The organism is Microbulbifer epialgicus, from assembly GCF_041447265.1.
Classification (GTDB): Bacteria; Pseudomonadota; Gammaproteobacteria; order Pseudomonadales; family Cellvibrionaceae; genus Microbulbifer; species Microbulbifer epialgicus.
The window spans coordinates 17,547-39,076 of record NZ_JBGMEK010000015.1 but is presented as its reverse complement, the minus strand read 5'-3'; the positions used below and the strand labels follow the sequence as shown (position 1 = coordinate 39,076).

General features: G+C 53.4%; 20 protein-coding genes and 1 tRNA gene. 7 read left to right on the top strand and 14 right to left on the bottom strand.

The genetic code is table 11. The features are described from left to right. Positions 1 to 40: 40 nt before the first annotated feature. From ACCI49_RS09010 to ACCI49_RS08965, 10 genes are all read right to left on the bottom strand, one after another. Complete coding sequence (locus ACCI49_RS09010) at positions 41 to 781, bottom strand: sulfite exporter TauE/SafE family protein (protein ID WP_371838629.1); 741 nt, start codon at positions 779 to 781, stop codon at positions 41 to 43. Between the two features lie 3 nt (positions 782 to 784). After that, positions 785 to 964 (bottom strand): cbb3-type cytochrome oxidase assembly protein CcoS, encoded by a 180-nt coding sequence (ccoS, locus tag ACCI49_RS09005; RefSeq protein ID WP_371838628.1) that lies wholly within the window; start codon positions 962 to 964, stop codon positions 785 to 787. An 18-nt stretch (positions 965 to 982) separates the two neighbouring features. Continuing rightward, entirely contained in the window at positions 983 to 3,433 is a 2,451-nt protein-coding gene (locus ACCI49_RS09000) for a heavy metal translocating P-type ATPase (protein WP_371838627.1), read from the bottom strand. Beyond that, entirely contained in the window at positions 3,430 to 3,957 is a 528-nt protein-coding gene (locus ACCI49_RS08995; RefSeq protein ID WP_371838626.1) for a FixH family protein, read from the bottom strand. The genes ACCI49_RS09000 and ACCI49_RS08995 overlap by 4 nt, the downstream gene beginning before the upstream one ends. Positions 3,958 to 4,042: 85 nt before the next feature. Beyond that, the gene (ccoG, locus tag ACCI49_RS08990) at positions 4,043 to 5,461 is read right to left on the bottom strand and encodes a cytochrome c oxidase accessory protein CcoG (protein ID WP_371838625.1); all 1,419 of its coding nucleotides are present in this window, start codon (positions 5,459 to 5,461) and stop codon (positions 4,043 to 4,045) included. A gap of 137 nt (positions 5,462 to 5,598) precedes the next feature. After that, positions 5,599 to 6,507, bottom strand: a complete 909-nt coding sequence (ccoP, locus tag ACCI49_RS08985) for a cytochrome-c oxidase, cbb3-type subunit III (protein WP_371838624.1) — start codon at positions 6,505 to 6,507, stop codon at positions 5,599 to 5,601. Next, positions 6,507 to 6,740 carry a cbb3-type cytochrome oxidase subunit 3 gene (locus ACCI49_RS08980; RefSeq protein WP_371838623.1) on the bottom strand — a complete coding sequence of 78 codons (234 nt, stop codon included), beginning with the start codon at positions 6,738 to 6,740 and terminating at the stop codon, positions 6,507 to 6,509. The genes ccoP and ACCI49_RS08980 overlap by 1 nt, the downstream gene beginning before the upstream one ends. Positions 6,741 to 6,758: 18 nt before the next feature. Continuing rightward, entirely contained in the window at positions 6,759 to 7,376 is a 618-nt protein-coding gene (gene ccoO, locus ACCI49_RS08975) for a cytochrome-c oxidase, cbb3-type subunit II (protein WP_371838622.1), read from the bottom strand. 11 nt (positions 7,377 to 7,387) lie between these two features. Continuing rightward, positions 7,388 to 8,842 (bottom strand): cytochrome-c oxidase, cbb3-type subunit I, encoded by a 1,455-nt coding sequence (gene ccoN / locus ACCI49_RS08970; protein WP_371838621.1) that lies wholly within the window; start codon positions 8,840 to 8,842, stop codon positions 7,388 to 7,390. Between the two features lie 147 nt (positions 8,843 to 8,989). After that, complete coding sequence (locus ACCI49_RS08965; RefSeq protein ID WP_371838620.1) at positions 8,990 to 10,210, bottom strand: argininosuccinate synthase; 1,221 nt, start codon at positions 10,208 to 10,210, stop codon at positions 8,990 to 8,992. Positions 10,211 to 10,519: 309 nt separating this feature from the next. On the opposite strand from ACCI49_RS08965, the gene pyrC reads away from it, so the two are divergent. The 3 genes from pyrC to ACCI49_RS08950 all read left to right on the top strand — a co-directional run bounded on the left by pyrC (position 10,520) and on the right by ACCI49_RS08950 (position 12,661). Beyond that, entirely contained in the window at positions 10,520 to 11,551 is a 1,032-nt protein-coding gene (gene pyrC, locus ACCI49_RS08960; RefSeq protein ID WP_371838619.1) for a dihydroorotase, read from the top strand. Between the two features lie 93 nt (positions 11,552 to 11,644). Further along, complete coding sequence (rnt, locus tag ACCI49_RS08955; RefSeq protein WP_371838618.1) at positions 11,645 to 12,319, top strand: ribonuclease T; 675 nt, start codon at positions 11,645 to 11,647, stop codon at positions 12,317 to 12,319. 111 nt (positions 12,320 to 12,430) lie between these two features. Then, positions 12,431 to 12,661, top strand: a complete 231-nt coding sequence (locus ACCI49_RS08950) for a PFL_1563 family small protein (protein ID WP_442928485.1) — start codon at positions 12,431 to 12,433, stop codon at positions 12,659 to 12,661. Between the two features lie 137 nt (positions 12,662 to 12,798). Here ACCI49_RS08950 and secF read toward each other — a convergent pair whose 3' ends face one another. From secF to queA, 4 genes are all read right to left on the bottom strand, one after another. Next, positions 12,799 to 13,800, bottom strand: a complete 1,002-nt coding sequence (gene secF, locus ACCI49_RS08945) for a protein translocase subunit SecF (protein ID WP_371838617.1) — start codon at positions 13,798 to 13,800, stop codon at positions 12,799 to 12,801. An 11-nt stretch (positions 13,801 to 13,811) separates the two neighbouring features. Beyond that, entirely contained in the window at positions 13,812 to 15,680 is a 1,869-nt protein-coding gene (secD, locus tag ACCI49_RS08940) for a protein translocase subunit SecD (RefSeq protein ID WP_371838616.1), read from the bottom strand. Between the two features lie 219 nt (positions 15,681 to 15,899). Further along, entirely contained in the window at positions 15,900 to 17,018 is a 1,119-nt protein-coding gene (tgt, locus tag ACCI49_RS08935) for a tRNA guanosine(34) transglycosylase Tgt (protein WP_442928487.1), read from the bottom strand. Between the two features lie 14 nt (positions 17,019 to 17,032). Then, positions 17,033 to 18,106, bottom strand: coding sequence for a tRNA preQ1(34) S-adenosylmethionine ribosyltransferase-isomerase QueA (gene queA / locus ACCI49_RS08930; protein WP_371838614.1), 1,074 nt, complete (start codon positions 18,104 to 18,106; stop codon positions 17,033 to 17,035). A 178-nt stretch (positions 18,107 to 18,284) separates the two neighbouring features. Here queA and ACCI49_RS08925 point away from each other — a divergent pair. The 4 genes from ACCI49_RS08925 (at position 18,285) to ACCI49_RS08910 (ending at position 21,527) form a co-directional block, all read left to right on the top strand. Next, positions 18,285 to 18,371 (top strand) — tRNA-Leu (locus ACCI49_RS08925). A gap of 410 nt (positions 18,372 to 18,781) precedes the next feature. Next, positions 18,782 to 19,069, top strand: coding sequence for a hypothetical protein (locus ACCI49_RS08920; protein ID WP_371838613.1), 288 nt, complete (start codon positions 18,782 to 18,784; stop codon positions 19,067 to 19,069). Positions 19,070 to 19,194: 125 nt separating this feature from the next. Continuing rightward, positions 19,195 to 19,893: a hypothetical protein gene (locus tag ACCI49_RS08915; protein WP_371838612.1), complete on the top strand. Its 699-nt coding sequence runs from the start codon at positions 19,195 to 19,197 to the stop codon at positions 19,891 to 19,893. Between the two features lie 395 nt (positions 19,894 to 20,288). After that, on the top strand, positions 20,289 to 21,527 hold the full coding sequence (locus ACCI49_RS08910; RefSeq protein ID WP_371838611.1) for a tyrosine-type recombinase/integrase: 1,239 nt from the start codon (positions 20,289 to 20,291) through the stop codon (positions 21,525 to 21,527). Positions 21,528 to 21,530: the final 3 nt, after the last annotated feature.

The window sequence follows — 21,530 nt, the reverse complement described above, 5'->3', positions numbered from 1 at the left end:
GCCTGTATTTGAAGTTAGAAGTTAGTGCCGCCCTCCCCCTTCAGTGATGATGGTGGTGCCCCTGCTCTTCTACCTGCGAGGATTCCACCGCCTCCATTGCCCCATGGTCACTGTGATTGCCGTGCCCTCCATGACCGAGGGCACCCCAGATTGTCCAGAAACCAAACAGCAAAATCGCCGCGGCAAACCCCAAGCGAACGCCAGGTTTTTGCACAATATTACGGACCTGCACAGCCGTGGCACCTGTCGCCAACATGGCCGGCAAGGTGCCCAGGCCAAAGGCCAACATCGCCATGGCCGAACGCTCAGCGCTGCCCTGAGCGAGGGCAAAAGTCAGTGCGCTATACACCAATCCGCAAGGTAGCCAGCCCCACAGGGAACCGAGTGCAACGGCCTGCCCAGCTGAGCGCACTGGCAATAGCTTCTTCGAGAGCGGCTGTACATAGCGCCACAGGTAGCTGCCCCCTTTCTCCAGCCAAACCAAGCCACGCCAGATACCGGCCACATAAAGTGCCATCACAATCAGCATAATGCCCGCTGCAAAACGCAGTGGTGTCAGCGCCGGGATGACCGCCGCCCCCAGAGCACCAGCAAGAGCCCCCATCAACGTATAGCTACCCAGGCGACCCAATTGATAAGAGCCGAGCTGAATCCAGGCAGTCTGTCTACCTGGAACGGCCATTCCCAGGGCACCGGATATTCCACCGCACATACCGATACAGTGGCTGCTACCGAGGAAGCCGATAGTGAGCGCCGCCACCAGAAAACCCCAATCTCCCACCGGTTACTTCTCCCTATCCACATCAGCAATGGGTTGCTTTTGCGCATCATCCTCGAACAAAATTCTCCGTCCTTCCGTTTCCAAATCGTCGTATTGACCAGTATTTACCGCCCAGAAAAAGAGCTTGATCGCCAAGACTACAAACACCATCGCTATGGGGATCAGGAAATAGAGACTCTCCACCGTTCACTCCTCTCTCTTTTAATCCGCGAGGCCCGACTCAAGTCCGGACATCTGGCTGCCCGTGTTTTCAACTGGCACTTTGCCACGAGATAAACGCAGGGCATTGAACACCACCACCAGGGAGCTGACCGACATACCGATCGCCGCAGCCCAAGGGGCTACCAGTCCACAGACTGCCAGCGGTAATGCAATGGCGTTGTAACCCAGGGCCCAGGCGAGATTCTGGCGCACCACTTTGCGACACTTTCGCGACAGCGCAATCGCCTGGGGCAATACTTGCAGGTCGCCATTTAGCAAGATCGCATCGGCACGAGATTGAGCAAGATCGGCGGCGGACATCATCGCCACCGAGGCGTCGGCGCCAGACAGCACCGGAACATCATTAAGCCCATCCCCCACCATCAGGACCTTTTCATTTTCAGCTTGCAATTGCTTCATATGAGAAAGTTTGTCTTCTGGTGAAGCACCCGCACGGAAATGTGTAATGCCGGCTTTAAAGGCCAAACGCTGGACTTCGCTGGACTGGTCGCCGCTCAGTAATTCGACAGATAACCCGAGGTTACCTAATTGTCGCACCGCGTCTTGCGCCGTGTTACGCAATCTGTCGCCCAGAGCAATCCAGGCAATGGCTCCGCTCGTATCGGCGAGCAGCAACCACTGCCCTTCCCCACGCGGTGACGTTATTGGCTGAAGTACGGCGGCGAAATCCGCTCGCCCAAGGCGATAATCCAGCCCCTCAATACGCCCTTCCAAGCCGCAGCCGGTATGCACCTTGAGCTGGCTTGCCGTCAAGTTGCCACGCCAAGCACGAAATGCACGGGCCAAGGGGTGGTGAGTTTGGGACTCCAATGCGGCGGCCACATCCTTGACTCGCTGCTCGCTCCAGCCATCACGCAGCAACTCAATTTTCAGGATTCGCGGCTCACCGCGGGTCAAGGTGCCAGTTTTATCGAATACTACGCGACTAATACTGGGCAAAGTTTCCAGAAGATTGCCACCAGCGACCAATAATCCCAGTTGCTGCAAGCGCAGGGTGGCAGAAGCCAAGGCGGCAGGCGTGGCCAGCGACAGCGCACAAGGACAAGTTACAACCAGTACCGACAGAGCTACCCAAAAAGCCCGACCCGGTTCCAACTGCCACCAGACCGTGAAAGCGCCCAGAGCCGCAAGCAACACAACAGCAACAAAAACTCCAGCAACCCGATCAGCCAGAGCAACCTGGCTGGGTTTTTCCAACTGGGCGCGTTCTACCAGCCGCTCAATCGCTGACAGTCGTGTGGATTTGCCAGCGGCCGTCACTCTTACTACGAGACTGGAATCTCCATTAACGCTACCCGCGTAAACTGGGCTGCCCGCTGACTTCTGCTGCAGGGCGGACTCACCGCTGAGCAGTGACTCGTCGACGCCGCTTTCCCCTTCCAGCACTTCGCCATCCGCCGGCACCGTATCGCCAGGGCGCAGCAGGATCCGGTTACCTTCTTCCAGAGCCGCAACCGGCACATGAGCCACTTCGCTTCCTTCATACCTGGCCGCAGTCATCGGCAGAAGCTGGGCCAGACCGCCACTGGCGAGCCCCGCCCGATGGCGCGCCCGCATTTCAACGGCGCGCCCCAACAAGAGAAAGAAAGTGAACATGGAAATGGATTCGAAGTACACCTCACCAATACCAAAAACCGTGGCATAAAAGCTGGCGCCATAGGCCAGCCCGATGGCAAGAGATACAGGTACATCCATACTCAGATGGCGCGCGCGCAGGCTGCGCAGGGCTGCACTAAAGAACGGCCGCGCAGCGTAAAATACCACCGGAGTTGCTACCAGCAGGGAAACCCAGCGTAAGTAGTGTTCAAACTCCCCCACTCCACCACTGCCGCCACCGACATACAGGGCAATGGCGAACATCATCACCTGCATAGTGCCGAGTCCAGCAACTCCCAAGCGGCGTAATGCAGCGCGGTGTTCGGCCTGGATAACGTTTTCGCGGTTAGCAGCGGTGGCGGGCGCCGGCCGATAACCGATACGCTCCAGCTCCTCAAATAGTTGGCTGGGCCTGATCTTTTCTGGGTCAAAAACGATCTGTGCACGCTGGGTGCTGGCATTAACCGAGACCTTCTCAATACCAGTCAAGTGTCCAAGGTGTTTTTCAATAAGCCATACACAGGCTGCGCAGGTAATGCCAGCGATCAGTAGCGCCGCCATTTTATTGCCGTCATCCCAATCGTGAACAAACTGCTGCTGCACTTCGGGGAGATCGTAGGCAGTCCAGCGGTCGCGCGGCTGGGCCAGCTCCGGGCGTTCACTTTGCTTTTCCCGGTAACGATAGAAACCGTCCAGACCACCGGTAACAATCGCTGTCGCCACCGCCTCACAGCCGGGGCAGCACATATCCCGCGCAGCCCCTTCGATAACCACTGAATGGTTACTACCGGCGGGAACCGGGAGTCCGCAGTGATAACAGGGGGAAGAGGTCATCGACTCGCAGCGTTCAGGGGCGCCGCCTCACCGAGCTCGAAATTAATCTCGCCCTTGAGACGCCACTCCGCACTTTTGTGCTGCTCGGGATCGAGTTCAGGCATCAGGCGCAAGTACCAGCGGCTATTCAATTCAGTAGTTACAGATCCGGAATAGCGGCCCACAGATAACTGCGAAAGCACTATGTGCTGATCCAGGTCTTCCTCAACCGGATGGCTTAGAGTGAGCAGTAATTTCTCCGGGTAGTCGGTATTGCCATTCAGCTCAACAACCACGGTCTGATCCTCTCCGCGCTGGAACTGCACCATTGCCGCCAGCTGCAAAGCTTGAGCGCGCTGGTCCTGCTCGGCGGAAAAGTGGTACATGCGGCCATCTTTGTAATAGTTATCCGTAACCTTGTCGTCAGCATGGCGCACAGCCAGTGAGACTGTAATAGAGGACACTATCACCACTGCAATCAGCGGTGCCAAAACCATCCAGGCCCAGAATTCCCGATACCAGGGTTTCGACGTTGGTTCATTCATCGCGTTACCAAAAATTACCGTTTTGTGCAGAAAAGTCGAGCCCGCATGGGCGGGCTCGTACTTTGCAACGGGAACGGCGTCCCGTCTACTGCTTGGGACCAATAAATACTGTTCGATGCTTGTCGACCAGCTCCGGGTTATCAACAGCCTCCACTACGATATCAATATCGTGCTTACTCTCTTTCAGCTGCGCCTTGGGCACACTTACCCGGATTGGCACAGGGAAAATTTCTCCGGCCTTCAGGTAAATTTGACGCGGCTTGCGAACTGAGTAACTGTAGTCGGGATTACCTTCCACGCGGATCGTGAACTCGTGTGCCGCCTGATCCATATTGTTGATCTTCACGGTGTACACATTCTGTACTAGCCCCTGTGACACCCGGTACATGCGTGCACCACGGTCACGGGTGATCTCGGCCTCAATCGGGCTGCGCGTGGCCACCTGATGGGAAAACAGACCCATCATAGCCAACAGGACTACTGCATAACCAAACAAGCGCGGACGCAGGAAATTGGTCTTGCCTGTCTCCAACTCGTCTTCTGAGGTGAAGCGAATCAGGCCCCGGTCGTAGCCCATCTTATCCATGACGCTGTTACAGGCATCAACACATAGACCACAATTGATGCATTCATACTGCATACCATCGCGAATATCGATATCCACCGGGCACACCTGTACACACCAATAACAGTCAATACAGTCGCCCATGCCCTCAGCTTTATAATTCACATTCTTTTTGCGTGGGCCACGGGTTTCGCCGCGCTTTGCATCGTAATAAACCGCCAGAGTATCCTGGTCGTACATCACTGACTGGAAGCGCGCGTAAGGACACATGTATTTGCAGACCTGTTCGCGCAGAAAACCGGCATTCATGTAGGTAGCGAAAGTAAAGAAAGCAACCCAGAAAACACCTTGTGGATGGGCGTTGAAGGTGGCGAGATCCACTACCAACTCGCGAATACCATAGAAGTAACCGACAAAAGCCAAGGCAGTAGCCAGGGAGATCAACAGCCAGATACCGTGGGTGCCCCCCTTGCGCAGGATCTTTTCCACGTTCCAGGGCGCTTTATCCAGCTTGATGCGCTTGTTGCGGTCGCCCTCACAAACCCTTTCTGCCCACATAAACATCATGGTCCAGACGGTCTGTGGGCAAGTAAATCCACACCAAACCCGCCCCATCCAGGTTGTCACGGCAAATAAGGCAAAGGCCGCGATAATTAATAACCAGGCAAGCAAAAAGCCATCTTGGGGGCCAAAGGTGGTTCCTAGAATATGGAATTGACGAGTGGGGAGGTCGAAAAAGACGGATTGGCGTCCGTCAATATTAATCCAGGGGATAAAGAAGAAGGCCAACAGCAGCGGCAGGCCGGTATATTTGCGAATCCGAGTATAAATACCGCGGATATGGCGAATATAAATTTTGTCATCCGATTCATAGAGCATACGGTAGCGAACTTCGCCGTTACCTTCCTGCTCTTCGCGGGTAGGAATCAAGTCACTCACAAAAACCTCACTCTCGCACGGGCGTTATCTGCACGCGGGTACAGTTAGCCACTTATATATGAGGCTTTTGTCTACGTCCCTGCAGCACCCGGAGTTCCTTCGAAAAATAAGGCCCAGCATCGCCGGGCCTTATTCGATTACTGCTGCTCCTCGTCCTGCTGAGACAAGCTGTAGACGTAGGCCGCCACCAGGCGGATCTTGTCTTCACGCAGTTTGTCCTTCTGCGCAGGCATCATATTGCTGCGACCGCTGCGGATAGTGTGCTGGATCTGCGCACGATCACTGCCGTACAGCCACAGGTTATCAGTCAGGTTCGGCGCACCCAGGGCCTGGTTACCCTTGGCATCCATCCCGTGACAAGCCATACATACGGTATTGAAAACCTTCTGACCTTCCGCGGCCATGGCCGTATCGTGCTCAAGACCATTCAAAGAAAGCACATATTCAGTGGTATTCCTAACCCCTTCCTCACCGATCACTGGCCCTTGCGGCGGCATCATACCCTGACGACCTTCATACAGGGTCTCCAGGATCTTCTCCGGGGTACCACCGTACAGCCAGGCGTTGTCGGTCAGGTTGGGGAAGCCGAAGTTGCCGCCGGCATCCGCACCATGACACACAGCACAGTTATTGGCAAAAATTCGAGAACCCATTTTGAGCGCTTCCGGGCTCTGGGCAATTTCCTCAATAGGCATATCGAGGTATTTGCCAAAAGTCTCGTCGAACCTTTCCTGGGCCTTAGCCTGGGAAATCTCCAAGGCACCTACAGATGACCAACCACCCAGCCCCTTGAAGTTACCCATGCCCGGGTAAATCGCCAGGTACGCGGCAGAGAACACCAGTGTTACCACGAACAGCATGAACCACCATTTGGGCAGAGGGTTGTCATACTCCTCAATGCCGTCGTAAACGTGGCCCGTTGTTTTGTTTTCCGGTTCCGCCTGGTCGTCCACTGCCACTTTTCGGTTGGCGAACAGCACCCAGGTAATCAACGCCAGATTGGCGAGGGTGAGCACAATTACCCACAAACTCCAGAATGTACTCATTACTTGTCCTGCCCCTGTTTTCGTTCAGTTCCGGACTCTTGCCCGGATTTGGATTCATCCTTCTGAGCGGCCGATGCGTCCTTATCGGCCTGTTGCTCCTCATCGGCAAATGGCAAATTGGCATCTTCTTCGAAGCGCTTCTTGCGCTTCGGAGAGAAGGCCCACCAGCAGATAGCCAGAAAGGCAATTGATCCCAAAACCAGTCCGATTTCCCGCAATGTTTCGATAGTCACGAGTTTCCTTCCTCGCTATTAGCGTTTTTGAGTGACCAGAGTACCCAGCTGTTGCAAATACGCGACCAGAGCATCGATTTCCTTCACCTTACCACCAGCAAAAGGCTTGGACGCATTGGCGATGTCTTCGTCGGTGTAGGGCACACCTACGAGACGTAGCGCTTCCATCTTGCGCGCGGTGTAATTACCGGTAACCACATTGTCGAACAACCAGGGGTAGGCCGGCATAATGGACTCAGGCACCACACTGCGTGGGTTGTACAGGTGCGCACGCTGCCACTCGTCTGAGAAACGGCCACCCACACGTGCCAGGTCTGGACCAGTACGCTTGGAACCCCACAGGAAAGGATGCTCGTACACGGATTCCTCGGCCATAGAGTAGTGTCCATAGCGCTCAACCTCGGCGCGTAGCGGGCGCACCATTTGGGTGTGGCACACGTGACAGCCTTCGCGGATGTAGATATCGCGCCCTTCCAGTTCCAGTGCAGTCAGCGGTTTCTGGCCCGGCAGAGGGGTATAGTTAGCTTTGGTAAAAAACTGCGGAACAATCTCCACCAGAGCGCCGAAGCTAATGGCGATAATGATGAAAAAGATCATCCAGCCGATGTTTTTTTCTACGATGTCATGATTCTTCACGGTCTGTTCTCCTATGCCGCCGGTACAGCTCTAATGGTGTTATCGGCTTTAGAGTCGTTTACTTTCTCGGTGACCGTGCGGTAAACGTTGTAAGCCATCAGCAGCATACCCAGCAGGAACAGGGCTCCCCCTAACCAGCGCACTACATAACCCGGGTGGCTCGCGACCACACTCTCTACAAAGCTGTAGGTCAGGGTGCCGTCAGCGTTGAATGCTCGCCACATCAGACCCTGGGTAATACCGTTCACCCACATAGCCGCGATGTACAGTACCGTGCCCACAGTCGCCAGCCAGAAGTGCGCGTTGATCAGCTTCACGCTGTACATTTCACGACGCTTCCACAGCACCGGAACCAGGTGATACAGGGCACCGATAGAGATCATCGCAACCCAGCCCAATGCGCCGGAGTGCACGTGGCCCACGGTCCAGTCAGTGTTATGAGAAAGTGCATTTACAGTCTTGATAGACATCATCGGACCTTCGAAGGTAGACATACCGTAGAAGGACAGGGATACCACCAGGAAGCGTAAGGTCGGGTCGGTGCGCAGTTTGTGCCAGGCACCGGACAGGGTCATGATACCGTTGATCATGCCACCCCAGGAGGGAGCCAGCAGGATCAGGGACATAACCATCCCCAGGCTCTGAGCCCAGTCGGGCAGCGCTGAGTAGTGCAAGTGGTGACCACCAGCCCATACGTACAGGGAGATCAGCGCCCAGAAGTGCACGATGGAGAGCTGGTAGGAGTAAACCGGGCGACCGGCCTGCTTAGGCACGAAGTAGTACATGATGCCGAGGAAGGCCGCTGTTAGGAAGAAGCCTACCGCGTTGTGGCCATACCACCACTGGATCATTGCATCCTTAGTGCCCGAATAGATAGAGTAAGACTTGAACGGGGCAACCGGGATCTCCAAATTATTAATAATATGGAGGACAGCGATGGTGATGATATAAGCACCAAAGAACCAGTTCGCTACATAAATGTGCGAGGTCTTGCGCTTCATGATGGTACCGAAGAACACCAATGCATAGGCCACCCAAACCAGGGCGATCATGATATCAATCGGCCACTCGAGCTCGGCATATTCCTTAGCGGAGGTAAAGCCCATCGGCAGGGTGATTGCGGCAGCAACAATAATTATTTGCCATCCCCAGAAGGTAAAAGGGATCAGCCAGCCACCCCACAGGCGAACCTGACAGGTGCGCTGCACTACATAGTAGGAAGTGGCAAACAAAACGCTACCACCAAAGGCAAAAATTACCGCATTGGTGTGCAATGGCCGCAAGCGCCCAAAGTGCGAGAAGGGCTGCCAGATATCATTGAGTTCAGGCCAGGCCAGCTGGGCTGCGATCAATACGCCCACAGCCATACCAACAATGCCCCAGACCACGGACATGATGGTGAACTGGCGCACGATATTGTAGTCATAGTCCGGCACAGGGCCGGTCTTTGCCACCGTTGTCGTCATGTTTTAACTTCCGTTGCTTTTTTAAATTCGGTTCCACTGAGCGAGACTGGCCCACCGCATAATCTGCGGCAGTTATGAATCGATCATAACTGGTAATTTATTGGCCAGATAAGGATTTAAACGCAACCTGCACTAGCCAAGACTGATCTAAATCAATTTTCTTCCCTTACCAGCGGCGATACGCAGACGCAGAGCGTTGAGCTTGATAAAGCCCTCTGCATCCTTTTGGTCGTAGGCCCCTGCATCATCTTCAAAGGTGGCGATACGCTCATCAAAAAGACTGTCTTCGGAGCGTCGGCCAACCGCACTCACACTGCCTTTGTATAGTTTGAGACGCACCTCACCGTTAACCACCTGCTGGGATTCATCGATTGCAGCCTGCAGCATGCGACGCTCCGGTGACCACCAGTAGCCGTTGTAAATCAGCTCAGCGTAACGGGGCATCAGGGAATCTTTCATATGAGCCACTTCGCGATCCAGGGTTATGGACTCGATCGCTCGATGCGCCTTCAGCAAGATAGTACCGCCCGGAGTTTCGTAACAGCCGCGGGACTTCATTCCCACATAGCGGTTTTCCACAATATCCAGGCGGCCAATACCATTGGCACCGCCCAATTTATTCAGGGTTTCCAGCAGTACCGCCGGACTCATTCGCTCACCGTCGATCGCTACAGGATCACCCTGTTCGAAGGCGATGGAAATATAGGTCGGTTCTTCCGGCGCAGTTTCGGGGCTGACGCTCCAGCGCCACATATCCTCTTCCGCTTCCGCCCAGGGATCTTCCAAAATCCCGCCTTCATAAGAGATATGCAGCAGGTTGGCATCCATTGAGTAGGGGGATTTTTTCTTGCCGGAGGAGAAATCCACAGGAATTTTGTGCTGCTCACAGTAATTCATCAGCTTTTCGCGGGAATTGAGGTCCCACTCACGCCAGGGGGCAATCACCTGAATACCCGGCTTCAGTGCGTAGGCGCCCAGCTCGAAACGCACCTGGTCGTTACCTTTGCCGGTGGCACCGTGGGAGATGGCATCGGCACCGGTCTCGTTGGCAATCTCAATCAGGCGTTTGGCGATCAGTGGGCGCGCAATAGAGGTGCCCAGTAGGTACTCGCCCTCATAAATCGCATTGGCGCGGAACATCGGGAAGACGAAATCGCGCACATACTCTTCGCGCAGATCGTCAATATAAATCTCTTTAACCCCGAGGGCCTCAGCCTTAGCTCGCGCCGGCTCAACTTCCTCGCCCTGACCAATGTCCGCAGTGAATGTCACCACTTCACAGTCATATGTATCCTGCAGCCAACGCACAATTACCGACGTATCCAGTCCGCCGGAGTATGCCAGTACTACCTTATCGATTTTGCTCATTGCTATCCTCTGCTGCCGGGAACACGCCGTCACGACAAAAACACGGCGATATGAATCGCCTCTGCGAATTAGTGCCGGTCTGGGGGGATTATTTTTGGAGGTATACCCAGGATCGGTGGGTACAAAATTACCCACATTGGTTATCGGGGCGCGATTGTAGCGCCTCTGCTCGCAATCGACTAGCGTCAAGGCACTCGTCGCCATAATTGATTAATTTTCAACCCTTTTGCGCATCGCAATTTTACCCTGTATCAGGTAGCATGCCCGCCGCACAACGACTCACTACAGCGATCAATGTTACGGAGTACCATGACGGAGCAAATCACTCTTCGCGCCCCTGACGACTGGCATATTCACTTGCGCGATGGCGCCGCCCTGGCGCGCACTGTAGGCGATGCCGCCCGACAATTTCACCGCGCAATTGTGATGCCCAATCTGGTACCGCCTGTCACTACTGCTGAAAAAGCCCTGGCCTATCGCGAACGTATCCGCGCCCAGATCCCGGCCGGTCGCGCTTTTGAGCCCCTTATGGTTATCTACCTGACCGATAAGACCGATGCTGAAGTGATCCGCCAAGCCCATGCAGCCGGTGTTATTGCAGCCAAACTTTATCCGGCCGGTGCTACCACTAACTCCGACTCCGGGGTAACGGATATCGCCAATATTTATCCAGCCCTGGAAGAGATGCAGTCCTGTGGTATGAAACTGCTGCTGCACGGAGAAGTCACCACTAGCGATATCGACATTTTCGATCGCGAACAGGTTTTTATCGAGAAGACCCTATCGCGCCTGGTAGATGATTTTCCTACGCTAAAAATAGTTTTTGAGCACATCACTACAACCAATGCCGCAGAGTTTGTGCAAAATGCCCGCGAAGGTGTTGCCGCGACTATTACCGCCCACCACCTGCTGTACAACCGCAACCATATGCTGGTCGGTGGTATTCGCCCGCATTTTTACTGCCTGCCGATCCTCAAGCGCGGCGACCATCAGACCGCACTGATTGAGGCGGCCACCAGCGGTAGCCCGAAATTTTTCCTCGGCACCGACTCAGCCCCCCACGCTCACCACAAAAAAGAGCACGAGTGTGGCTGTGCGGGGTGCTACACCGCCTACTCCGCCATAGAGCTGTATGCTGAGGCCTTTGAGCGCGAAGGCAAACTGGACAAGCTCGAGGGTTTCGCCAGTAATTTCGGCCCAGATTTTTACGGCCTGCCGCGCAATGAAGACACCATTACCCTCGTAAAACAACCTTGGACCCTGCCAGAAGGCCTGGATATGGGTGGTGAAAAGCTGATACCCCTGGCCGCCGGTGAAACTCTGAGCTGGAAGCTCGTATAATTCCGGCTTGAGCCTTCGCGGGCCCAGGCCCGCTGACACCCTGCCCCGCCGGGCCCAAGTTCCCGGCACAACTGAGATTTGCAAGGACCCAAAGTGACTCCCGCGGAAGAACCCACTGGCCCCAAGAGCCCCCTCGCCCAGCGATTTCGCGGCTTCCTGCCGGTTGTTATCGACCTGGAAACAGGCGGCTTTAACGCGCGTACCGATGCCCTGCTGGAAATTTCAGCGGTCATTCTGGATATGGATGAGGACGGTCACCTCTTCCCCCTTGAGACTCACAGCTTCCACCTGGAACCTTTCGAAGGCGCCAACGTAGAACAGTCGGCCCTGGATTTTATTGGTATTGACCTGGAATCTCCGGATCGCGACGCCCGGCCGGAAGAAATCGCCCTGCCGGAACTATTCCGCAAAATCCGCAGCGCGGTAAAGAAACACAGCTGTACCCGAGCCATTGTGGTTGCCCACAATGCACATTTCGATCTGGGCTTTGTCAACGCAGCCGTGGAACGGACCGGTATCAAGCGCAATCCTTTCCACCCCTTCTCCTGCTTCGATACCGCCAGCCTCGCTGGGCTCGCTTACGGACAGACCGTACTTGCCAAAGCCTGCCAAGTGGCCGGCATCGAATTTGATAACAGCTGTGCCCACTCCGCCGAGTACGATGCAGAGAAAACAGCAACCCTGTTCTGCGGCATTGTGAATAAGTGGCGAGAAATGGGGGGCTGGCCCCTGACCACCGAGGAACCCCTCGAACAGGAAACCGAGTAAAGCTCTTAAGAATTTACCCTTTCGCGACCCGCAGGCCGCCGACTTCGTCGGCAAAACGTGCGCTATGTGCACGGCTTGAGCGTTTGGGTGATTTTTTATGCAAATTACTGTATGATGACTGCCCGATTCATAAACCGGACAGTTATCGTGGCCAAAAAAGCATCCTCGTCTTCCAGTCGCAAGCAGACCGCTCCCCTAGAGACCAGCGAGAGCATTGAAGCGCAGGTGCAGGCATTCCTGGCCAAGGGCGGCGAGATTGAGCAGGTTCCCAAGGGGGTAAGCGGCCAGACAAACACCTCCGGCCCCAAGCATATCACCCTGGGTAAGAAGCCGCGCAGCTAACTTTCTCGTATCTAGCCCCGCTACTTATTCCACACAAAAGAGCCCCGATTACCGCATCTGATTATCAGCAACTGCGCAACCGGGGCCATAAAAAAGGCCGCTCAAAGCGGCCTTTTGGTTTTAGGGGCTAACCTGAATCAGGGCATTTCTTCCAGCTCAGCACCCTCTTTCACTGGCGGCATCAAGTCTTCCTTGGAAATCTTCAGCCCCATCAGCACGTTCGCAGCAACGTAGACAGAAGAGTAAGTACCTACAACCACACCGACAATCAAAGCCAGGGAGAAGTTATGGATCAGCTCGCCACCGAAAAACTGCAGTGCCCATAGCACCAACAAGGTGGTGAACGAGGTCATAAAGGTACGACCCAGGGTCTGGCTGATAGAGATATTAATAATCTCCTCAGACTCAGCCTTGCGCACCTTGCGGAAGTTCTCGCGGATACGGTCAGATACCACGATCGTATCGTTCAGGGAGTAACCGATCACCGCCAGCACCGCCGCCAGCACAGTGAGATCGAAATCCAGCCCCATCAGGGCAAAGAAGCCCAGCACAATAATTACGTCGTGCCCCAAGGCCGCAACTGCACCAATGGAGAACTTGTATTGGAAGCGCAGGGCCACATACATCATCACTAAGACCAGGGCCACCAGCATGCCCAGGCCGCCATCGTCGCGCAGCTCGGCTCCCACTTGAGGGCCAACCATCTCCACGCGACGCAAAGTAACAGTACCGTCGCTGCCAGCGCGCAGCACTTCTACGACCTTGTCGCCAATCGGTGTCACCGTTTCCTGGTCGGTGGCACTGATCTGGGTTTCCTCCTCGGTTACCTCAGGAGGTAGCTTGATCATCAGCTCAGTATCTGAACCGTACTTCACCACCGTAGCGCCGTCATAGCCGGCATTGTCCAACTGGGTGCGCACATCGTTAATAAATGGGGCGACTTCATAACCCACTTCAACCTGGGTACCACCGGTAAAGTCCAAGCCAAACTTCAGGCCCTTGGCCGCCAGAATACCAATCGACGCCAGCACCAGGATGACGGAAATCACCGCAGCAATTTTACGCCAGCGCATAAAGTCGTAGACGCGCTTGCCCATGTACTCGGTGATCTTACCGTTTTCCACTGTGGTCTCACTCATGGCCAGTCTCCTTAAATCCAGAGCTTCTGTACACGGCGACCGCCGTAGAACAAGTTAATGATTGCACGGGTACCCATAATGGCGCTGAACATGGAAGTCAGAATACCGATAGACAGGGTTACCGCGAAGCCCTGTACCGGACCAGAGCCGATGGCATACAGGATTACCGCAACGATCAGGGTGGTGATATTCGCATCCACAATGGTGCTGTAGGCATTGTCAAAGCCGGCAGTAATCGCCGATTGTGGAGGCATCCCGTTCCTGAGCTCCTCCCGTATTCGCGAGAAGATCAACACATTGGCATCCACCGCCATACCTACTGTAAGAACAATACCGGCAATACCCGGCAGAGTCAGGGTGGCACCGAGAATCGACATCACTGCTACCAGCAGAATCATATTGACCGCCAGAGCAATATTCGCTGCCAAGCCGAACACACGGTAGGAAATCAGCATACAGATAATCACAGCCAACAGGCCAATCTGTACTGATTGCACACCGACTTTGATGTTATCTGCCCCCAGAGACGGGCCAATCACACGCTCTTCCACAAAGTACATGGGCGCTGCCAGAGCACCGGCACGCAGCAGCAGGGCCATTTCCTGCGCTTCCGCCGGGCTATCCAGGCCAGTAACACGGAACTGTTTACCCAAAGCACTTTGCACCGTGGCCAAGCTAATGATCTTCTTATCTTCTGTGCGGACCTGCTCAGTAACCTCATTGCCTTCCGCATCGATCCGCTTAACAGGTTCAAAGCGGGTTTCGATAAACAGGGTGCCCATGCGGCGACCCACATTCTTCCAGGTGGCTCGATGCATCAATTCGCCACCACGGGAATCGAGGGTGATATTCACCTGGGGAAAACCGCTCTCATCGTAGCCAACGCGGGCATTGGTGACGCTGTCCCCCTTGATAATGACCTTGCGCTCGAGCCAGGCACCACCGTACATCTGTTGCTGCTCTGGGTTACGGCGCTCAAAGTACTCCTTGTTGGTGACCAGCTCATCAGGGCGGGCCTCCATACGGAATTCGAGGTTTGCAGTCTTGCCGATAATACGCTTAGCCTCGGCAGTATCCTGTACGCCTGGCAGTTCCACCACAATGCGGTTGCGCCCCTGGCGCTGTACAATCGGCTCGGCCACACCCAACTCGTTCACCCGGTTGCGCAAAGTAGTCAGGTTCTGACTAACCGCATAGTCTTCCAGCTGCTTTATTTCCTGCTCAGACAGGGTCGCGCGAATTTCCAGGTTCTCTCCACTACCAGACTCCCTCAGCTGCAGCTGTGGAAACTCTTTACGCATGGTGGAGAGGGCAAGGCTGCGCAGTTCATCACTGCGGAAACGGGCCACGATTTCGCGATCATCGATCAGATCGACACTGCGGTAACGGGCTTTGGCTGCGCGCAGTTTGGTTTTCACCTCCTGCTCATAGCTCTCCATGTTGTTCTTGACGATGGTGTTGGTATCCACTTCCATCAGGAAGTGCACACCACCGGCCAGATCGAGACCCAGCTTCATCGGGCTAGCGCCGATATCTTTCATCCACTGGGGAGTGGTGGAAGCCAGGTTCAAAGCTACGACATAGTTAGTGGTTCCAAGAGCGTCCTGAATCGCCTCCTTTGCCGGCAACTGCTCCTCCATGGAATTCAAGCGGATCAGTACAGACTTATCCCCAACTTCTCCGCCGAAGTGAGTAATACCCGCGTCATCCAAGGCTTTTTGTGCGTTTTCAAGGACCTCGGGGCCGATAGTCAATGCACTGGACTGCCCGGAAATCTGCACGGCAGGGTCCGGCTTGAAGAGATTTGGCGCGGCGTAGATCAGGCCAAAGGCCACAACCGCGAGAATCAGAAAGTACTTCCAGATCGGGTAGCGATTCATGCTGTTCTCATTGTTCTAGTGTGACCCCGAGGGCCGGTAAATCTTGGGAATCTGCCTAAGCAATTTGCCTGAATATGCGGGCAGTATACGCAGAATGCAAGGTACACCGCCCCCAATAAAAGTGGGGGCGGATTATACGGGGATCAGGGTAGCGGACAAATTACAGCGGTGCCGCAATGAGACCAGCAGCACCCCGGACAGGTTGAAAGCGACGCCTAATCAGGACTCCAGCGGCGGAACCTCACGGCCCAGACCTCGGTAGAACTCCGCGACATAAGCCTCCAGCTCATTGGCGGCGATCGCATCCCGCAGCTTTTGCATCAGGCGCTGGTAGTGGCGCAGATTGTGAATTGTATTCAGCTGCGCACCGAGAATTTCACCACAGCGATCCAGGTGATGCAGGTAAGCGCGGGAGAAATTTTCACAGGTGTAGCAATCGCACTCTTCTTCCAAGGGACCCGTATCGTGTCGGTGCTTGGCATTGCGGATTTTCACCACACCTTCAAAGGTAAACAGGTGGCCGTTGCGCGCATTGCGCGTGGGCATGACGCAGTCGAACATATCCACACCGCGGCGCACCGCCTCGACAATATCCTCCGGCTTGCCCACGCCCATCAGGTAGCGCGGCTTGTCTTCCGGCATCTTGTGCGCCAGGTGATCCAGTACCTTGATCATCTCCTCTTTCGGCTCACCCACAGACAGGCCGCCAATGGCATAGCCACCGAAGCCAATCTCGGTAAGACCGCGCAGGGACACATCGCGCAATTCCGGGTACATACCGCCCTGCACAATACCGAACAGCGCAGACGGGCTATCGCCATGGGCTTTCTTGGAGCGCTCAGCCCAACGCAGGGACAGCTCCATAGACTTGCGAGCTTCATCAATCGTGGCCGGATAAGGGGTGCACTCATCGAAGATCATCACGATATCCGAACCCAGGTCGCGCTGAACGCGCATGGATTCTTCCGGGTCCAGGAATACCGGGCTGCCATCAATGGGTGAACGGAAAGAAACCCCCTCTTCCGTAATCTTGCGCAGTTCCCCCAGGCTAAATACCTGGAAACCGCCGGAGTCGGTGAGGATAGGGCCAGACCATTGCGTGAAATCGTGCAGATCGCCGTGGGCTTTAACCACTTCGGTACCCGGGCGCAGCATCAGATGGAAGGTATTGCCCAGAATAATCTGTGCACCAATGCCCTCGATATCTCTCGGCAACATACCTTTCACAGTGCCGTAAGTACCCACTGGCATAAACGCCGGGGTTTCCACCACACCGCGAGGAAAACGCAAACGGCCACGACGGGCCTTGCCATCAGTGTTATCCACTTCAAACTGCATAAAACATTCGCGGCTCACTGGGTATCTCCTTTCGCTGATGCTACTTCTTCTTTTTTGGCATTGGGATCGCGGGTAATAAACATGGCGTCGCCGTAACTAAAGAAACGGTAACGCTCCTCAACAGCAGCTTTATATGCGGCCATCGTATGCTGGTACCCCGCGAAGGCACTCACCAGCATCAACAGGGTGGATTCCGGCAGATGGAAGTTGGTGACCAACTTATCCACAACCTGAAATTCATAGCCGGGATAAATAAAGATATCCGTCTCCCCTACCGTGGCCTGCAACTCGCCACCGCGCGCCGCACTTTCCAGTGCCCGCACACTGGTGGTGCCCACCGCAATCACACTGCCATTGCGGGCACGGCAAGCGGCTACGGCATCCACCACTTCCTGGGAAACATCCAGCACTTCGCTGTGCATCTGGTGCTCAAAAATATTGTCCACGCGCACCGGCTGGAAAGTCCCGGCACCCACATGCAGGGTAACGAACACAACCTCGACACCTTTATCCCGTAGCGCGCCGATCATTTCATCATCAAAGTGCAGCCCCGCCGTCGGCGCCGCCACGGCACCCGCGTTGCGGCCATATACCGTCTGGTAGCGCTCGCGATCGCTAGCATCGTCTTCGCGATCAATATAAGGAGGTAGCGGCATATGGCCGAGGCGATCTAAAATCGCCAGCACACCCTCTTCTTTTGGGAAGGACAGCTCAAACAGCGCATCCTTCCTGCCAGTAACCTCTATACGGGTACCGTCTTCAAGAACGATGCTGGAACCGGGTTTGGGAGACTTACTGGAGCGCACATGGGCCCAGATATCCGTCTCATTGAGCACCCGCTCCACAAGGATTTCCAGCTTACCGCCGGTTTCCTTCTGCGCGAACAGACGTGCCGGAATCACCCGCGTATCATTAAAGACTATCAGGTCACCTGCCTGTACCTGATCGAAAATATCTGGGAACTGCCGATGTGTTATGGCCCCGCTGGGCCCATCCAGACACAAAAGACGACTGCCGCGGCGCTCTTCAGTAGGCGCGCGGGCGATCAGCTCATCGGGCAGATGAAAGTCAAAGTCCTGACGCTGCATGGAATCCTGGAAATCTAGAAACTATGGAGAGGTCGCGAAGGTTATAGGAAATTTTAGGAGCTGTTAACTGGCGCGACAGAAAATGCCGTAAGTCATTGAAATCACTGGTTGACCCCGGCCAAAGCATTGCTATAATCACGCCCTCTTCGCACCGACCCCAAGGTCGAGCAGCGAAAGTGCCAGAGTGGTGAAATTGGTAGACACAGGGGATTCAAAATCCCCCGCCCTTAAAAGCGTGCCGGTTCGAGTCCGGCCTCTGGTACCATATCTCAAACCCGCGTCAGCCCTAGCTTTCGCGGGTTTTTTATTACCTACCTACAAATCAAAAACAAGACATTACGCGCCAAAGTGTCAACCAAGTGTCGACACAATATGTTGCTAAGCCTGTAAACGTGGTGACTCAACTCATTTGTGGCACTACACCTACATACGTGCTGTTTTAAGTGGATAAATCCACTCGGTCTAACGACTGTTACGTAAACCCTAGAACACACGATTAAAACTACAGCCTTTGCCACTGCACTCTAATTACGTAAGGACACTCTCCCCATAACCTTTAACTTTTTGCTCCAAAAGAAATAGAAAAACTGCAAGTCACCAAATAGCAAGGAAACAATGCTCGGTGATATATTAGCGCTAAGAGTTAGCTAATCTGGTTTTAAAAAGGAGTATTGAATGGAGAGTACAGAACCAGCTTTTTACCTCCAGCCAACTATGTGGCTTCAAGTAGTTTCTGTAGCAGGTGCTGTATTGGCAATGCTCTACGGACTATTTATTGTATACAAGCGTATAACCGCAAAAGGACAAGGGTTTGGGCCCGCAACTCTAAAAGCAATTGGTGTTGTTTTATTTATCCCAACAATTTTAATCCTTGCTATTGTAACTGAGTTCCAATCAGAAACTTTAGCAGCTTTACTTGGGACTATTGCTGGCTATGTATTGTCAGATGGAAAATCTGAATAGCAACTCTGATCCAATACCGCAGCCTCCCTATCAAGGGCTACTGACCTAGCCCTTGATACAACCTGTACCATTCGCTGAAATCGTTACTACATGTTAGTTAATCTTAATCATTAAAAACCCATCCGATGCCACATACATCCAGCCAAATAGATACTGAAAAGCTAATTACTGCTCAAGAACTTGAGCAGCCTATTTTAGTAAGAAAAGCGCTACAAAAGGCTAAAGCCATCTGCGATAGGTTCAACACAACAAAAGCAAATAGAGATTACATATACTTCAGAAAAGGACTAACAAAAGAGCTATTTGAAGAGGTTATTCCTCTTGCGATTTATGGAGCCGATAAGTATGCAAAAACAGATGTGATACTTCAGTACTACTCCGGAAGCTCAAATTCATTTGATGGTGATTTCATTAGTAGCGAAGGGAGACTAATCGAAAGAGTTGAAGTTACATATGCTGTAGATGGTCATACCGTACAATTACAAAGAGAGTGTGCCACCCAGTTTGGTGAAGCTCCCCTAACCCGAAAACCCAGATACTCTGGTAACTCTAAAAATAGAGTTATACATCCACCAGAAATAGAAATTGAACCTTCAAGCACCCCTTTAGGAATCCAAGTAAAATTAATTACAGAAGCCTTCGAGAAGAAAAATAAAAATATCCACAAATATAAGGATATGACTTTACTTATTGCTGTCGAATTCCCCCTACTACTTCCTTTTGAAGAAGAAAGCATCATAAAAAAAGTAGAACTTAAGGGCTCTGGCTTCAACAGCGTTTACATAGTTGATGTCTACTCAAAGCTATGCAAACAAATCGCCTAAGCGACTATTTGTAAATCTCCGTCTTTAGAAATGTATGTACAGAGGCCTCTAGCTACCGCTACCTTAAAAGAAATGTGTCAACGTAAACGTGCAAAAACGACCACAAACGAGTATTACATTGTACGTAACTTATTGATTTATGGTGGTATTCCCCCAAACGTACAATTATTCAGCGGGTTCAAAATCCCCCGCCTTTAAAAGCGTGCCGGTTCGAGTCCGGCCTCTGGTACCAAATCAAGATCCGAGATAGTTCGGAGTCATCCAGAAAGCCCGGTAAATCCGGGCTTTTTGCTATCTGGAAGGTACACAGCCCTCCGCACTCGTTCATTGTCATCCGGTGCTATCTGGTGCTACATTTGGTGCTACCTGGTTCAATTTAGAATTTGGTAGCACCAATGGCTTTAACTGACTCGAAAATCAAGCAAGCCAAACCAAGCGACAAGGATCAGTGGCTTACAGATGGGCAAGGGTTACGCCTACTGATAAAACCCACCGGCTCCAAGTATTGGCGGCTTAAGTACAGGTTCCAAGGACGGCAGAAAACGCTGGCCCTGGGAGTTTACCCTTCCGTTAGTCTCAAGCAGGCACGAAATAAAGTAATTGAGGCAAGGCAATTACTAGAGAACGGCCAAGACCCTTCAATACAAAGAAAAATTGAAAAACATCAGGTTCGAGAAAACATAGACCGCAGCTTTGCTACTGTGGCTGAAGACTGGTGGAAACATCAAAAAGGAACCTGGACTGAAAATCATGCCCACCGCGTATGGTCTAGGTTACGTGATAACGCCTTCCCCCGAATAGGGCAAAAGCCAATTGCCGATATTCATCCCCAAGATGTAATTGCCATAGTTCGCGATATTGAAGAGCGGGACGCAATGGATGTTGCTCAGCGGGTTCTGCAAGATATTCGTCGGGTTTGTCGTTATGCAGTGCAAATTGGCAAACTCACTCACAACCCCGCCAGCGAATTAACTGGCATTCTACGTGGCCGTAAAAGTAATCACAGGGCCTCCCTTCCCCGCGAAGAATTGCCCAGTTTTTTAAAAGAACTGGACTTTTATCAGGAGCGCGGGCGAGCACTAACCAAGCTAGCTATACAGCTATTAATCCTTACCTTTGTTCGACCTGGCGAATTGCGTTGTGCTCGCTGGGAAGAATTCGACTTCGAGTCTGCTCTATGGCGTATCCCTGGCGAGCGTATGAAGATGGGAACGGATCATATAGTTCCGCTATCTACCCAAGCCTGTGCTGTCTTGGAGGAATTAAAGCCCATCAGCGGCCAATATCCTCTGCTTTTCCCCTCTGAACGCGAAAGGGCCCGGCCCATGTCCGATAACACTATGCGTAAGGCAATTTTTAAAATGGGCTGGGATGGCTCCCAAGAGGGAAAAAGTAAAGCAAATCCCCATGGCTTCCGAGCTACAGCTTCCTCAATCCTGAATGAGACCGGCTTTAACCCTGATGCCATTGAAAGGCAGCTTTCACATATGGAAAGGAATGGGGTACGGGCTGCATATACCCACCATGCTCGCTATATGGATGAGCGAAAAGAGATGATGCAATGGTGGGCAAATTATCTTGATGAGATGCGGGGAAGTGGGAAGGTTGTCCCAATCTTTGCAAAGCAGAGCTAACAA

Coding starts and splice junctions, on each gene's coding strand:
- ACCI49_RS08915 (WP_371838612.1), top strand. CDS start 19,195: ATGCCACATACATCCAGCCAAATAGATACTGAAAAGCTAATTACTGCT.
- ACCI49_RS08920 (WP_371838613.1), top strand. CDS start 18,782: ATGGAGAGTACAGAACCAGCTTTTTACCTCCAGCCAACTATGTGGCTT.
- ACCI49_RS09000 (WP_371838627.1), bottom strand. CDS start 3,433: ATGACCTCTTCCCCCTGTTATCACTGCGGACTCCCGGTTCCCGCCGGT.
- ccoN (WP_371838621.1), bottom strand. CDS start 8,842: ATGACGACAACGGTGGCAAAGACCGGCCCTGTGCCGGACTATGACTAC.
- secF (WP_371838617.1), bottom strand. CDS start 13,800: ATGAGTGAGACCACAGTGGAAAACGGTAAGATCACCGAGTACATGGGC.
- pyrC (WP_371838619.1), top strand. CDS start 10,520: ATGACGGAGCAAATCACTCTTCGCGCCCCTGACGACTGGCATATTCAC.
- tgt (WP_442928487.1), bottom strand. CDS start 17,018: ATGCAGTTTGAAGTGGATAACACTGATGGCAAGGCCCGTCGTGGCCGT.
- ccoP (WP_371838624.1), bottom strand. CDS start 6,507: ATGAGTACATTCTGGAGTTTGTGGGTAATTGTGCTCACCCTCGCCAAT.
- ACCI49_RS08965 (WP_371838620.1), bottom strand. CDS start 10,210: ATGAGCAAAATCGATAAGGTAGTACTGGCATACTCCGGCGGACTGGAT.
- secD (WP_371838616.1), bottom strand. CDS start 15,680: ATGAATCGCTACCCGATCTGGAAGTACTTTCTGATTCTCGCGGTTGTG.
- ACCI49_RS08950 (WP_442928485.1), top strand. CDS start 12,431: ATGATGACTGCCCGATTCATAAACCGGACAGTTATCGTGGCCAAAAAA.
- queA (WP_371838614.1), bottom strand. CDS start 18,106: ATGCAGCGTCAGGACTTTGACTTTCATCTGCCCGATGAGCTGATCGCC.
- ACCI49_RS08910 (WP_371838611.1), top strand. CDS start 20,289: ATGGCTTTAACTGACTCGAAAATCAAGCAAGCCAAACCAAGCGACAAG.
- ACCI49_RS08995 (WP_371838626.1), bottom strand. CDS start 3,957: ATGAATGAACCAACGTCGAAACCCTGGTATCGGGAATTCTGGGCCTGG.